Origin of the sequence: Leptolyngbya sp. FACHB-8, assembly GCF_014695575.1 — a bacterium.
In the GTDB taxonomy this organism is placed as follows: domain Bacteria; phylum Cyanobacteriota; class Cyanobacteriia; order Elainellales; family Elainellaceae; genus Vacuolonema.
Genome location: NZ_JACJOO010000038.1, coordinates 1 through 14073 on the forward strand (window position 1 = coordinate 1; position 14073 = coordinate 14073).

Here is a 14073-nt window from a genome sequence, read left to right on the forward strand (position 1 = left end):
ATCAGGCCCGAAAACCGCGCGCCAAAGGCGCGCGGTTTTCGGGCATCAAAGCCAAGAGTTCACGCCCTACGGGCGTGAACTCTTGGCTTTGATGCCCATACTGAGAATTGCTGACAACAATTCACGATGGATGCATCAATCGTCTTTGAGTGCATGAATTGTTGTGCGGCGCAGCCACACAACAATTCACGACGGGAGTTCGGTACTAAGGAACTTGCCAGATTCGCTCATGGTACTTTGCTGGCTCAGCATAAGGATCTGGTGCCGGAGCACCATGGTCATGGCCGTGATTATGACTATGGTTATGACTATGTCCATGGCTATGGCCGTGGTCGTGGCTATGCCCATGATTGTGTCCATGGTCATGATTATGGCCGTGGCTGTGACCTGCTTCTACAGCCGCTAAGCGGAACTTGCACATCTCACAGTTCATGGCGACCTGTCCTAATTGGGTTTCGATTTCTCGCTCCCGTAGAATGCTGAACAGGTGAGGGTGCAATCCCATTTCTGGGAGGCAAATCGTTGGGATGTCGGGGAACTGTGTTTGCTGTTGGGCGGTGATGTCGTAGATTTTCTTCACCAGTACACCTGTAAACAAGAAGTACGGCAGAACAACGATGCGTTTGGGCTGATACAGTCGTGCTCGACGGAAGCCTTCCTCCAGACGCGGGTGGGTAATGCCAATGAAGCAGACCTCAACGGTGTTATAGCCGCTGCCTTCCCAGAGAACGCGAGCCATTTTGTATACGTCGCCGTTGGCATCGGGGTCGCTAGCTCCACGACCGACGAATAGCAAAACGGTGTCTTCCCGGGCAATACCCTGAGGGTTCCATTCGGGCTTATCGAGTTCTTCGAGGCGCGATCGCCACAAATCCAAAATGCCCGGCGCGATACCAAAGTGCCGCCCATAGTGGAACTTCACCTGTGGATGCTGTTGCCGAGCGCGATCTAACTCGTTGGTGATATCGAACTTGTTGTGACGGGCCGCAAACAGCAACACCGGCAGCACCGACAAATCGGTGTACCCCAACTTCACGCACTCATCCACACCCTGCTGAATTGACGGCTCGGTCAGTTCTAAAAAGCACGGAATAATGGGGCGAGAGGTGTCCAACTGTTGGTAAGCAGCGGCAAAATCGAGCAAGCCCTGGCGGCCCGCTTCATCGCGGCTACCGTGGCCTACTAGCAGGAGGGGACGATTTTCGGGAAGAGGGGGGAGAGCGATCGCCGTATCAATCGCCACATCAATTTCTGACAAGGAAGGGGTAACCGTTGAAAGCAAATGGGACATAAAACGAGGACTCTCTCCTGTGCAACGCAGGATATAGAGTGAAAAGGCTCCAGGCAGGCATTCTGGCTAAGGGAATGAAAATGAAAACCAGGACAGTGGGTATCACTATGGCAGTTTTTCCATTCATCATCCCATCACAGCTGCGGCACAGCGCCGGATTTGCACCGACCTTTCCCCACCTGTGGCTGTTCACGTTTGCCCCGTTATCTTAGCCCAAATAGCTTGACTCATACTCTTCGCTTGATACCACCAAACTTCAGAAACCCAATTTTGCCGCTGTGAGCGGCGGCAAAATTGGGTTTCTGAAGTTTGATACAGTCTTCCTGACAAACAGTTGGGTCGTGCGAAGCAATAACGATAGTCTGTTTGGTTGGCTGGCACGGCCCTATGGGCCAAAAAATCAACCGGACGGGCTCTTCTGGACGCTGAGAGCATCGGCTTCTAGAATATGAGGTTGAACTTGACCCGTCGGCGAGGAGCGAAAACAATGATGCAACAGCGTGGTGTAACGGTCTGGTTTACAGGATTGAGTGGTGCAGGAAAAACCACGATTCGGATGGCCGTAGAGAAAGCACTGCGCGATCGCCATCTCAAGGTTGAGGTTTTGGATGGCGATATTGTGCGCCAGAACTTGACCCGAGGGCTAGGCTTTAGCAAGGAAGACCGCGATGAAAACATCCGCCGTATCGGGTTTGTGGCCCATCTGTTGAGCCGGAATGGGGTAATTGTGCTGGTGTCTGCGATTTCACCCTATCGCAACACCCGTGAAGAGGTGCGTCAGAAAATTGGTGATTTTGTTGAGGTGTATGTCAACGCCCCCCTGTCAGTTTGCGAAGAACGGGATGTCAAAGGGCTTTACAAGAAGGCAAGAGCTGGGGAAATCAAGCAGTTCACGGGTATTGATGACCCTTATGAGGCACCCCTAAACCCCGAGGTGGAGTGCCACACTGACCAGGAAACCCTGGAGGAAAGTACGGCAAAAGTTCTCGACTATCTGCAACAGGCCGGTTATCTGTCTGAAGCTTCGATAGCGGTTTAACCTCCAATCGCATTCTGCCTATTGAGCACAAAACACCCCTATGGGGGCGTTTTGTGCTCAATAGGCAAAGACAGGTTAGTTGAAAGCGTAGGCTGCCATGCTCAGAGATCCATAGGTGTATCCCTGATGAATCTGCTGACCTTTGGCCTGTTCTCCGCCTGCTCCCAGTGCCACAAATAGAGGCAGTAGATGTTCGTCTGTCGGGTGGCTTAAGGCAGCGTGAGGGGCAAGCGCTCGATAATCCAACAGCCGCTCCGTAGAGGAGAGGGCGATCGCTTCTGCTAACCAGCGATCGAACACCATAGCCCAATCTGCCGGGGATGTATTGTCCTGACCATCCAATGCTCCCAAATTATGGGTTACCGCACCACTTGCGAAGATTAAAACCCCTTCATCCCGCAATGGAGCCAGCACTTGTCCTACTCGGAGGTGATGGGCTGGGCCAAGGTAGGGCTGAATGGAGAGCTGGGTGACAGGAATGTCAGCTTCAGGATAAACGAGCAAAAGCGGATTCCATGCCCCGTGGTCTAGACCACGAGAGGGGTGAATATCAGCTTGAAATCCAGCATCCACCAGGCGTTGGGATACCTGTCTTGCCAGCTCAGGCGCACCTGGGGCTGGGTAGCGCAGCCGATACAGCGCTTCTGGAAAGCCGTTGAAGTCATGAATTGTTTTGGGCTGCGGCGCGGCACTTACCATCGGATACGGTGTCTCCCAATGGGCAGAAACCGCCAGAATGGCTTTTGGCCTGGGCAATTCTGTCGCGAGACGACGCAAAAAATCTTGCGTTGGCCCAGTTCGTATCGGCAGATCAGGCGCACCGTGGGAGATAAAGAGCGACGGCAGACGTTGCATAAAATCCGACCTCAAACACAAAAAATAAGCTAGAGATACTGGTAGATAATTTCATCTGCAATTATTCTAACACGTACTATCGCGGTATTTAAGGAGGTTTCTGCATAAGAATTTATCTAGAATGTTGGTGCTTTGCCCGCGAAGCGGGCAAAGCACCAACATTCTGGGGGTAATTTCATTACTGGAAATCTCCTAAGTTGATACTGAAGGTATAGCCTTACGCAATGAGGTTAGGACGTTTATTTCTGAAAAGCTTCGTGCCAGAGGCTTTTCAGAAATAAACGTCCTGGTTCTGAGTATGTAGTGTCATAGCATAGGACGCTTAGCGTCGGGCACTATACTTCTGTCCTCCAGGCTTAATAACTGCTCAGCCGAAAAGAGCTGTTTGCTAAAGCTGTTTCTCTGTCAGATTATTCCTTTCAAGTCGGAGCCAAAAGCATTTGATGCAGTTGATATCGAAAATCTGCCTTTAAGTAAGGCTGCCGATAAACGTCCCACTTCGACAACAGCGCTGCCTGCTTATCCTGAATGATCTGCTGGAGTTGTGGAACTTGCCTCGGATCCATCTGCTGCTTATACAGTAAATGCTTGAGCACCTCAATGTCTTGCAAGCTCCCCAGATTATCCTGCAAAATTTTTAGATCTTTGATCCACGACTTGAAAGCTTCTCCGTAAAAGGGGACAAAGAACTCGGCCTGATAGCGAACATGCTTGCAAGACTTTCGTAAATCATGGAGAACGACAACGTTATCCTCCGTGATGTCTGCTGCCGCGATCAGCCAAGCCGGATGCAGCAGTGACTCAGAGAGTAGCGGACTGAGTAGATCAGGCAGGATAGTTTTGATCGGTAGATTGCCCAGCAGGGTAAAGCGTGGTTGGGCAAACCAACTTTCAAAAGCTGTCTTTAAGTCGCAGTAGCGGCTCTGGGATAGGGTATCTCGTGTACCTGCCAATGCCTTTTTCCGCTTCTGTTTTAGGCGTTCTAGCGTGGGCGTCAACTGCTTCTGCTCAGCGCTGTCCAATTGGACCAGATACTCCTCGCTGAGGGCTTGCAGTTGTACGTCAAGGTCTCGCAGTTGGCCCAGAACGCGGGTTAGTGTACGAACTCGCTTGGGACTCGCTGCCTTGGGCAACTCGATAGCCGTTTCAAAAATTTGTAGTGCAGTATAAAGACGTCGACTACTCACTCGCATCTGGTGCAAGTGTTCAGGATCTTTATCGGCTAAGACGGATTTCTCTTGCTTGGTGAGCTGCTTATATTCCTGTTGCAGAATTTCTACAGCGTACTGGCCTAACGCTAAAGATTCATCAGGTGGTGTTTGCTGGTTCTTCTTTTTCGGAGTTGCCTCAGAAGTGTTGGAGACGTTCGACTCTGTCGTCTCAGAAGGTATCTTTGGTCTGGGCAATTTTTTGCTCATGGTGGGTAAACCATCCATTCTTTAATTTAGAAGACTACCCCAGAGGGCGCTGGAATAATTCATTCTTCGTGCGGGAAGTGCAAAGCCAATCAACGACGTTCAGAACTTTTCAAATATCTTTGAAATTTAGGTTGGGTAATTTGTAAAAGTCATTACTCAGGAGGAAATCTTACACTTTCACATTACTATTCTCTACGCGTCCTAAAATCCTCCGGACTGACGAGGTTAGAGTGTTTGGACCCGAGTTGGGGTTAAGGGCATATTGGAGAGTACGGTTTTCGGGCTTCAAAGCCGAGAGTTCGCTTCCTTAAGAAGCCAATTCTCGGCTTTGAAGCCCAATTTGCGGTGAATACTGTTAATTTCTGAGTCCTGATTTTCAGAGACAAATGCTAGCCTGGAAAGAGTGATTTTATTTGCAAAGTCTTACCTTCCATGGATAAGGTCGTTGTTGGGCTCTCGGGAGGCGTCGATAGTTCGGTTGCCGCTGCTACCCTCCACCGTCATGGCTATGACGTCGTGGGCGTTACCCTTTGGCTAATGAAGGGGAAGGGGCAGTGCTGCTCGGATGGCATGCTAGATGCGGCGCGGCTCTGTGAGGAACTCGACATTCCTCATCACATCGTCGATAGCCGCGATGTGTTTGAAAAAAATATCGTGGATTATCTGGTGAACGGTTATGGGGAGGGCATTACGCCTCTGCCCTGCTCTCAATGCAACCGGGCCGTGAAGTTTGGCCCGATGCTGCAATATGCTCGGGAGGAGTTGGGGTGCGATCGCATCGCCACGGGCCACTACGCGCGTATCACCCACAACCCGACGAGTGGGCGCTATGAGCTGCGCCGAGCCGTAGACCCCGGCAAAGACCAGTCCTACTTCCTGTACGATCTGAGCCAGGAGATTCTGGCCCACGTTCTCTTTCCCCTGGGTGACCAGACCAAGAGCGAAACTCGTCAGATGGCTGCTGAGTTTGGTCTGCATACTGCTGAGAAGCCGGAAAGCCAGGATCTTTGCCTTGTGGAAACTCACGGTTCTATGCAAGGGTTCCTTGACCAATTCTTGGCGCCTAAGGAAGGGGACATTGTCGATCAAACGGGTCGGGTATTGGGGCGGCATACTGGCATTCACCACTACACCATTGGTCAGCGTAAAGGGCTGGGGATTGCAGCCGCCAATCCGCTTTATGTGGTGGGTTTGGATGTGGGGCGAAATCAGGTGATTGTAGGCGATCGCGATGCTGTCTACTTTCCCGAATGCACCGTTCAGCGAGTGAACTGGGTTTCGATTTCCCAACCGGAAGCGCCTATCCCAGTCGAGGTTCAGGTTCGTTACCGAACGAAGGCTATACCCGCGACCCTCTTTCCTTTAGCGGATAACCGTGTGCGGATTGTATTTGAGGACCCACAATTTGGGGTGACTCCCGGACAGGCAGCAGTCTGGTACGAGGGCGATCGCGTCCTGGGGGGCGGTATAATCGAGCGTTTTCCCGAAGCTTTGTAAGTGAAATGAGCGGCCTTTGTTCCGCTCATTTTCTTTAGGTAGGATTTGTTGTGTGGTGTGCTTTGCACACCACACAACAAGAATGTGAAAGTCCTGTTAGGGTCTTTTTAAAAAAATCGCCCTTTGTCTATCGGGATTGAGTAGATTTACCCAACTCCGTAATAGGATGGACGAGTGAGGTTTTTCGCGCTGTTCTGGAGGGACACACTTTGAGTTTGCATACCGATGGCATCGCTCCCCATGGGGGAGAACTGATCAATCGCATTTGCACTGCTGAGCAACGGCAGGAATTTCTGGATAAGGCGGATTTTCTGCCTCGGGTGCAAATTGACGATCGCGCCTTCTCCGATTTAGTGATGATTGCGATCGGTGGGTTCAGCCCCCTTACCGGATTTCTGGGCAAAGCGGACTACGAACGCGTGGTCAACGAAATGCACCTGGCTAATGGTTTGCCTTGGGCTATCCCGGTGACGCTCTCCGTGAGCGAAGATGTGGCCGGCTCCCTGAAGGAGGGTGATCTGGTGCGTCTGGATGATGCATCCGGTCGGTTTGTCGGTGTACTGCAACTGACGGAGAAGTACACCTATGACAAGATGCATGAAGCGCTCCATGTCTACCGCACCAATGAAGAGAAGCATCCGGGTGTATCGGTTGTTTACAGTCAAGGCCCCGTGAACCTGGCTGGTCCAGTCTGGCTGCTGCAACGGGATTCTGACCCCCGCTTCCCCTCTTACCAGATTGACCCCATCGAGTCCCGCGCGCTCTTCCGTGAAAAGAACTGGAAGACTGTAGTGGGCTTCCAGACCCGCAACCCGATCCACCGTGCCCACGAGTACATCATCAAGTGTGCTCTGGAAATCGTAGACGGCTTGTTCCTGCATCCCCTGGTGGGCGCCACCAAGAGTGACGACATCGCCGCCGATGTACGGATGCGTTGCTATGAAATTATGCTGGAACATTACTTCCCGCGCGATCGCGTGATTCTGGCGATCAACCCCTCTGCAATGCGGTATGCAGGTCCCCGTGAAGCGATCTTCCACGCGCTGATTCGTAAGAACTATGGCTGCACCCACTTCATCGTGGGACGTGACCATGCCGGGGTGGGCGACTACTACGGCACCTATGACGCACAGTACATCTTCGATGAGTTCTCCCCTAGCGAGCTGGGCATTACTCCGTTGAAGTTTGAGCACGCTTTCTTCTGCAAGCGCACGCAGCAGATGGCGACGACCAAGACCAGCCCCAGCCTGCCTGAAGAGCGCATCCACCTCTCGGGTACAAAGGTGCGCGAAATGCTGCGTCGTGGCGAATTGCCGCCTCCAGAGTTCTCCCGTCCTGAGGTGGCAGCGGAGTTAGCTCGGGCAATGCGCATTCCTGTTGAGGCCTAAGTGTCCATCAAATGCGATGAGGAGCGTTAGCTCTCTCATCGTTGAGAAGGGTGAAAGCTTTGCTTTCACCCTTCTCTTTTGTCGCGCTGTTCAATTTTTTATGTTCATAGCGCTACGTGCTCAGCAGGCAGTTTATTTTTGAGTTCAGGCCGCAATCGCCCTCACCTGCCCCGGCAAAATGCAGCTGTGGTCAGACGGGTGTAGAGCGGAGTGGGCGTTGCTCGCTGGGACTGTGCCGCTGTGACGCGGTAGCCCTGCTCCTGAAGCACCAACAGTATTGCATGGTTATATTGAGCAACGTCCCCTTCACCGGGATCATCGGTGTAAAGGAGTATGTGGCCTGTTATGGGTTCGCAGAAGTAGATGGGGCAGATGCAGGGATATTTTAAGGCTGCTTAGCGGACTGCTGCTGAGCGGCACTCAGTTCAGCTTTGTAGTCGGCTCGGGAAGGATAAAGTTTGACCAGGGTTTGGAGGGGCGCGATCGCTTTAGCAGGGTCATTCAGCCTCAACCGGGCCTGAACTAACCCTTCCAGGGCGACTTGATTATGGGGCTCTCGGGCCAAAACCATTTCATAGCCCCGGGCTTGATTTTGCAATTCCTGCTCAGGGGATACGGATTCTTCTGCGGTTGCTGACGCGGTTCCCTGTGGTACCCCTCCTCGGTAGGCTGGTAGCATGGCTGATACGAGAGAACTAACAAAGAAGAGCCCCATGACAACTTGCAAGCCCTTTCGCACCTGATCGTTACGCATCACTCGAAACATATAGCCGGAACCTCGCTGTTAGGGTTGAGGCAAGGTAGTAGGCTTCCTGCGGTCTATCAACCTTCCCTGGTTTTAGCCTGCCCCTAGAATTGGATTCAGCTATCAGCGATATGACACAATCTGTTCCGATGTGGTGGTGAACTAGTAGGCTGGGGCAGAAGTGTACAACCTATTTTTTGTGGTGGGTGCGAAGCACCCCACCACAAAAAATAGGCAACGAACTTAGGCCGTAGCCTACTAGTCAAATTAAGTTCGGGTCATAAATGTTTTTCGGTGTACAAACCGCGCTCAAAAATACCCATGAACCGAGCCTGGCTTGGTCAGGGTTGCGCACAATTTAGCTGAATGGGGTATACAAGGGGCATGGCTGTATCAGTGCTGGTGGGCATCTGATAGCCAGATAGAGCCACTATTTTGTAGAACAAAGAATTCCATAAATTTTTCCGTTGATAGGTAACGAACCAATGAATGCCCAGGTCCAGCGTCCCATAACCCAAGTTGTTGTCACTATGGCTTGTATTTTGGGCTGTGTGGGGGCGATCGCCCTACTGCAATGGCCTCAGCTTCAGCAACTCCGTACTCGTAGCCAGGAAGCTCCTATCGCTGATATTCGTCGTGACCTGGAGGCGGAGCAAGTACAGTTAAATCTGCTAAAGAAGGCTCCTACCTTTGGTTTTGACAATGTCGTGGCAGATTGGGTATTTTTACGTTTCCTGCAATATTTTGGTGATGAGCCTGTGCGGTTGCGCACTGACTACCGCCTTAGCCCAGAATATTTTGAAGTCATTTTGGGTCGAGATCCGCACTTTTCCCTGGCCTATCTGTTTCTGTCGAACAGCACCAGTGTCTATGCTGGGATGCCAGAACGAACCATTGAACTGACGAACAGAGGGTTGTCGCAGCTGACCCCTACGTCTCCCCCTGACTCCTTTTATTTATGGCGCCGCAAAGGTATTGATGAATTGCTGTTTCTCGGAGATGCAAAAGCAGCTCAGCAATCCTTCCTGACCGCGGCTGAGTGGGCTGAAAAATCTCCTTTACCAGAGGCCGCTCAAGTCGCCGAGAGCTCCCGACAGACGGCGGCGTTTATTGCCCGGAACCCGAAGAGCCGCATAGCCCAATTTATAGCCTGGGGCACGGTACTATCTACCGCGCAGGATAAGCTGACCCGCGAGATTGCGGTGCAGCGAATTGAGCAGGTTGGGGGAAGGGTGGTTTCTAAGCCAGATGGTACATTTCAAATCCTGCCACCTCCGCAGGATTAGTTACCTGTTTTGGGTGCATCCCACTTTTGCAAATTTGAAATCCCACTCTTGTAAGTGAAGCGAGCTTCGCCCGCTTCACTTACAAGAGTGGGATTCACCCCCTGTTTTGATTCCTCTCGATGATGGGATGACGTGCTCTTTTAGTGAGCATCTCATCCCGTCATCAAATTTCTAAACCTTATTTTTGTGCTTGTGTCATCCCTGAGAGCAGAATTCGTTTCCGAGCCTTTCCGAATCAAGGATCTATAATTTGGAGTAATGCCTCTTAACTGGGATCAGCCCGTAAAAGCATTCCTGGAAATGCGATCGCCGGATTATGAAAGATTAGGTTAATATTAATTAACATAAATCAATACTCTGGCTTAGACATTCGGCCTTGCCGATTCAACCGAGATTGATCTCTCTTTGGTCGGTAATGACCCTAAATTCTTCAGAGAACTTTACTTTAAATCCCAGTTCTTGAGATTCATTCCATTCCACAGCTCAGTGTTCAGGAGGAAAACCCCCGGTGAATAAACGGTGGAGAAATGCAGGACTGTATGTTCTTTTGATTGTTGTTGTGATCTTCCTGGGATACTCCCTGTTAGATCGGCAACCTGAAGACATTCGCTCCTGGCGATATAGCCAATTTATTGAAGAGGTTCAGCAGGACCACGTTGAAAAGGTCACCATTAGCGCTGACCGTACCTGGGCAAGGGTGACGACTGAAGACGGTCAAAAGGCTCAGGTCAACCTGTTGCCCAACGATCCTGATCTCCTGCAAATTCTCGATGACAGCAATGTTGAAATCATTGTGTCTCCCCCCAACAATGAGAACGTGCTGGCTCGAGTTCTGAGTACTCTTCTCATTCCCTTCTTGCTCCTGGTTGTTCTGTTCTTTGTCCTACGCCGAGCCCAGAGTGGTCCTGGCAACCAGGCCATGAACTTTGGCAAGTCCAAGGCCCGTGTTCAGATGGAGCCGCAGACGCAAGTTACCTTCAACGATGTTGCGGGTATTGAGCAGGCCAAGCTGGAACTGACCGAAGTTGTGGACTTTTTGAAAAATGCCGAACGCTTCACAGCTGTTGGGGCCAAGATTCCTCGCGGTGTGCTGCTGGTTGGGCCTCCGGGAACCGGGAAAACTCTACTGGCGCGGGCGGTAGCTGGGGAAGCCGGTGTTCCCTTCTTCTCGATTTCGGGTTCTGAGTTTGTTGAAATGTTCGTTGGGGTTGGTGCGTCTCGCGTTCGTGACCTGTTTGAACAGGCTAAGTCTAACGCCCCCTGTATTGTGTTCATTGATGAAATTGACGCCGTAGGTCGTCAGCGGGGTGCTGGTCTGGGTGGCGGTAACGACGAGCGGGAGCAGACCCTGAACCAGTTACTTACTGAAATGGATGGTTTTGAAGGGAACAGTGGCATCATCATCATTGCCGCTACGAACCGTCCTGATGTGTTGGATTCGGCTCTGCTGCGTCCCGGTCGTTTCGATCGCCAGGTAGTGGTTGATCGTCCCGACTATGCAGGTCGCCTGGAAATCCTCAATGTCCATGCTCGGGGTAAAACTCTGGCGAAGGATGTGGATCTCGACAAAATCGCTCGCCGTACTCCTGGTTTTACTGGGGCTGATCTGGCAAACCTGTTAAATGAAGCTGCGATTCTGGCGGCCCGTCGTAACCTGACGGAAATCTCGATGGATGAAGTCAATGATGCGATCGATCGCGTCCTGGCTGGCCCCGAGAAGAAAGATCGCGTCATGAGCGAGAAGCGCAAGGAACTGGTTGCCTTCCATGAAGCTGGCCATGCCCTTGTTGGGGCCTTGATGCCGGACTACGACCCTGTTCAGAAAATCAGCATCATTCCCCGTGGCCGTGCGGGTGGTTTGACCTGGTTTACCCCCAGTGAAGAACGGATGGATTCGGGTCTTTACTCCCGTTCCTATCTGCAAAATCAGATGGCGGTTGCCCTCGGTGGTCGTGTCGCGGAAGAAATCGTCTTTGGTGAAGAGGAAGTCACGACGGGTGCTTCCAACGACCTGCAACAGGTGGCACGGGTTGCCCGTCAAATGGTTACTCGCTTCGGGATGAGCGAGCGTCTGGGGCCTGTTGCTTTGGGGCGTCAGCAGGGTGGTATGTTCCTGGGCCGCGACATCATGGCTGAGCGTGACTTCTCGGAAGAAACCGCTTCTGCCATTGACGACGAGGTTCGTAACCTGGTTGAGCAGGCTTACCGTCGGGCTAAGTCGGTTTTGGCAGAAAACCGTTCGGTCCTGAATCAACTGGCTCAAATGCTGGTTGAGCGGGAAACCGTCGATTCCGAAGAGCTACAAGAGCTACTGGCGGTTAGCGATGTGAAGATGGCTCCGATCGCCTAATCTTGAGTTCTAAAACCTTAAAAACGGGAGCAGTAAGCTGCTCCCGTTTCTTTTTTGATTGTGGGTGGTGGGGTTCACATGCCACCCACAATTAGAATGCACACTGCGATGAAGTTGGGGTTATAAATCTTTGGGGGCATCCCAACCGAGGGCCAGGCTGAAGCGCAGCATTTCATCGCTAACGTTGCCGTAGACGCCTTCAATTTGCTGTTGGCAGCACTCGATGGCGAAGTCATTGAATTCCTCAGGCTCCACTCCAAACATGTCCTGGAAGGTGTCAGGCCTCACACGGCAGAAGCGTGGGCGATCGTCGTAAATTTGGCACTCACGTAACTCAGAGTCATAGTGGATGCACCAGCCATCTTCGCCCACCATGCTCAAGTACTGCTCAAGTTCTTCCGGGGAAAGGTATTCATCGAGATCGGGGCGATCGCTTGGATCGAGCTGGCAGCAAGCACCGCACTTTTTAACACAGAACCAGGTAGCCATAAAATCTTGCACAAGAAATTGGGAAATGTATGCCTGACCCTTACAGGTCTGAAACGAGGTGAAGAATTCTGAGAAATGATCAACTTTCTTCGTAAAGAAACGCCCCACCACAGGTAGAATGGTTCTCAGCTTTACAAATACTATCTATTAGCCACCGTCGGCAAATCTGAGGAAAACATGGATCTAATTAGCAACCTCAACTGGGAAGTCATCGCTCAACTGACCCTGGTCGGGATGATCATGCTCGCTGGCCCCATTGTCATCTTTGTTTTGGCATTCCGTGGCGGCGATCTCTAAAGGGGTATAAAACATCCCGAACGCTGTTAGGGTTTAGAACCTTTGCCAGCACTTGCCTGCCCTTGTCCCTTGAAGCACAGGAAGCAATCTTTTAAGAAGATTGTTTCCTGTCTTGGTCAGGCAAATAAAAGGGAAGACTCTTATTATAGAGGTGTGCGCTTCAGTCAATCTGAAGCGTTTACCTTTATTTCAATGATTTTCCTTAATTTGGTCATTTCCCTACTTTTTGACGCACACCGCACTTTAGCGTTGAGTCAATCCTTTTTTGGGTCTTTTATGGCGTTTCTGCAGAGTTTTGCAAGAACGCCACAAATTGTAATGAATTCGGATAGCCTTTTAAGTCCGGAATGATAATATTGCGGTGACTCTTCTCTGCAAGGAACTGTCGTGACCCGCTCTGCCACTCTTACCCTCCAACCATCATTTCCCTCCCTGGCTGAGAATAGCCGCCTGCGGCTACTCTCGGGCTCTGCGAATACAGCCCTCTCAGAGGAGGTTGCCCGCTACTTGGGAATGGATCTGTCTCCCATGGTTCGCAAGCGGTTTGCCGATGGCGAACTTTACATTCAGATTCAAGAATCCATTCGCGGCTGTGATGTGTATTTGATGCAGCCTAACTGCAATCCGGTGAATGATCACCTGATGGAGTTGCTCATCATGATCGATGCCTGTCGCCGTGCTTCGGCCCGCCAAATTACGGCGGTGATTCCTTACTATGGTTACGCTCGGGCCGATCGTAAAACTGCGGGTCGAGAGTCCATTACGGCCAAGTTGGTGGCAAACCTGATTACTCAGGCTGGCGCTAACCGGGTGCTGGCGATGGATTTACACTCGGCTCAGATTCAGGGTTATTTTGATATTCCCTTTGACCATGTCTATGCCTCCCCGGTCTTGATTGACTACCTGCTTAGCAAGCAATTACCAGACATTGTGGTTGTTTCTCCTGATGTGGGTGGTGTGGCTCGAGCCCGTGCTTTCGCGAAGAAGCTGAATGAGGCTCCTCTGGCCATTATTGACAAACGTCGACAGGCCCATAATGTGGCCGAGGTCATGAATGTGATTGGGGATGTCGCTGGAAAAACGGCAGTAATGGTCGATGACATGATCGATACTGCTGGGACCATTTGTGAGGGTGCTCGAATACTTCGCGAACATGGCGCACGGCAAGTTTATGCCTGTATTTCTCACCCTGTTTTTTCGCCTCCTGCAAGTCAGCGCTTGTCTAGCGGTTTGTTTGAAGAGGTAATTGCAACAAACACAATTCCAGTACCCGAGGAGCGGCGTTTCCCGCAGCTCACGCTCCTTTCGGTTGCCAATATCATTGGTGAGACGATTTGGCGTATTCATGAGGAAAGCTCTGTTAGCAGTATGTTCCGCTAAGTGTTTTCTCTTTGATTTAGAGCATGAAAACCATGGCT

At 51.4% G+C, this 14073-nt stretch carries 12 protein-coding genes and 1 riboswitch; of the genes, 7 read left to right on the forward strand and 5 right to left on the reverse strand.

Annotated features, from left to right (window positions below; all coding sequences use genetic code 11):
- Positions 1–205: 205 nt before the first annotated feature.
- On the reverse strand, positions 206–1291 hold the full coding sequence (locus H6F91_RS07655) for a sirohydrochlorin chelatase (protein ID WP_190773620.1): 1086 nt from the start codon (positions 1289–1291) through the stop codon (positions 206–208).
- 34 nt (positions 1292–1325) lie between these two features.
- Positions 1326–1489, reverse strand: a riboswitch (cobalamin riboswitch).
- Positions 1490–1781: 292 nt separating this feature from the next.
- Here H6F91_RS07655 and cysC point away from each other — a divergent pair.
- The gene (gene cysC / locus H6F91_RS07660; RefSeq protein ID WP_190773626.1) at positions 1782–2330 is read left to right on the forward strand and encodes an adenylyl-sulfate kinase; all 549 of its coding nucleotides are present in this window, start codon (positions 1782–1784) and stop codon (positions 2328–2330) included.
- Between the two features lie 75 nt (positions 2331–2405).
- Here cysC and H6F91_RS07665 read toward each other — a convergent pair whose 3' ends face one another.
- Together H6F91_RS07665 and H6F91_RS07670 are read right to left on the reverse strand one after the other, a co-directional pair.
- Positions 2406–3185 carry a class III extradiol ring-cleavage dioxygenase gene (locus tag H6F91_RS07665; RefSeq protein ID WP_190773619.1) on the reverse strand — a complete coding sequence of 260 codons (780 nt, stop codon included), beginning with the start codon at positions 3183–3185 and terminating at the stop codon, positions 2406–2408.
- Positions 3186–3604: 419 nt separating this feature from the next.
- The gene (locus H6F91_RS07670; RefSeq protein WP_190789285.1) at positions 3605–4603 is read right to left on the reverse strand and encodes a CHAD domain-containing protein; all 999 of its coding nucleotides are present in this window, start codon (positions 4601–4603) and stop codon (positions 3605–3607) included.
- Between the two features lie 432 nt (positions 4604–5035).
- On the opposite strand from H6F91_RS07670, the gene mnmA reads away from it, so the two are divergent.
- Positions 5036–6100: a tRNA 2-thiouridine(34) synthase MnmA gene (gene mnmA, locus H6F91_RS07675; RefSeq protein WP_190770504.1), complete on the forward strand. Its 1065-nt coding sequence runs from the start codon at positions 5036–5038 to the stop codon at positions 6098–6100.
- Positions 6101–6309: 209 nt separating this feature from the next.
- Complete coding sequence (sat, locus tag H6F91_RS07680; RefSeq protein ID WP_190770505.1) at positions 6310–7488, forward strand: sulfate adenylyltransferase; 1179 nt, start codon at positions 6310–6312, stop codon at positions 7486–7488.
- Between the two features lie 385 nt (positions 7489–7873).
- Here sat and H6F91_RS07685 read toward each other — a convergent pair whose 3' ends face one another.
- Complete coding sequence (locus H6F91_RS07685; RefSeq protein ID WP_206754915.1) at positions 7874–8254, reverse strand: hypothetical protein; 381 nt, start codon at positions 8252–8254, stop codon at positions 7874–7876.
- A 464-nt stretch (positions 8255–8718) separates the two neighbouring features.
- On the opposite strand from H6F91_RS07685, the gene H6F91_RS07690 reads away from it, so the two are divergent.
- On the forward strand, positions 8719–9519 hold the full coding sequence (locus tag H6F91_RS07690; protein WP_190770507.1) for a hypothetical protein: 801 nt from the start codon (positions 8719–8721) through the stop codon (positions 9517–9519).
- A 508-nt stretch (positions 9520–10027) separates the two neighbouring features.
- On the forward strand, positions 10028–11869 hold the full coding sequence (gene ftsH3 / locus H6F91_RS07695) for an ATP-dependent zinc metalloprotease FtsH3 (RefSeq protein ID WP_190770508.1): 1842 nt from the start codon (positions 10028–10030) through the stop codon (positions 11867–11869).
- A 120-nt stretch (positions 11870–11989) separates the two neighbouring features.
- Here ftsH3 and H6F91_RS07700 read toward each other — a convergent pair whose 3' ends face one another.
- Entirely contained in the window at positions 11990–12358 is a 369-nt protein-coding gene (locus H6F91_RS07700; protein ID WP_190770509.1) for a YkgJ family cysteine cluster protein, read from the reverse strand.
- Positions 12359–12535: 177 nt separating this feature from the next.
- On the opposite strand from H6F91_RS07700, the gene H6F91_RS07705 reads away from it, so the two are divergent.
- Entirely contained in the window at positions 12536–12655 is a 120-nt protein-coding gene (locus H6F91_RS07705) for a photosystem II reaction center protein Ycf12 (protein WP_190770510.1), read from the forward strand.
- A 387-nt stretch (positions 12656–13042) separates the two neighbouring features.
- Complete coding sequence (locus tag H6F91_RS07710; protein ID WP_190770511.1) at positions 13043–14035, forward strand: ribose-phosphate pyrophosphokinase; 993 nt, start codon at positions 13043–13045, stop codon at positions 14033–14035.
- Positions 14036–14073: the final 38 nt, after the last annotated feature.

Bases quoted from the DNA above. Each gene is read 5' to 3' on its own strand.
- H6F91_RS07655 (WP_190773620.1), bottom strand. From the start codon at position 1,291: ATGTCCCATTTGCTTTCAACGGTTACCCCTTCCTTGTCAGAAATTGAT.
- cysC (WP_190773626.1), top strand. From the start codon at position 1,782: ATGCAACAGCGTGGTGTAACGGTCTGGTTTACAGGATTGAGTGGTGCA.
- H6F91_RS07665 (WP_190773619.1), bottom strand. From the start codon at position 3,185: ATGCAACGTCTGCCGTCGCTCTTTATCTCCCACGGTGCGCCTGATCTG.
- H6F91_RS07670 (WP_190789285.1), bottom strand. From the start codon at position 4,603: ATGAGCAAAAAATTGCCCAGACCAAAGATACCTTCTGAGACGACAGAG.
- mnmA (WP_190770504.1), top strand. From the start codon at position 5,036: ATGGATAAGGTCGTTGTTGGGCTCTCGGGAGGCGTCGATAGTTCGGTT.
- H6F91_RS07685 (WP_206754915.1), bottom strand. From the start codon at position 8,254: ATGTTTCGAGTGATGCGTAACGATCAGGTGCGAAAGGGCTTGCAAGTT.
- H6F91_RS07690 (WP_190770507.1), top strand. From the start codon at position 8,719: ATGAATGCCCAGGTCCAGCGTCCCATAACCCAAGTTGTTGTCACTATG.
- H6F91_RS07700 (WP_190770509.1), bottom strand. From the start codon at position 12,358: ATGGCTACCTGGTTCTGTGTTAAAAAGTGCGGTGCTTGCTGCCAGCTC.
- H6F91_RS07705 (WP_190770510.1), top strand. From the start codon at position 12,536: ATGGATCTAATTAGCAACCTCAACTGGGAAGTCATCGCTCAACTGACC.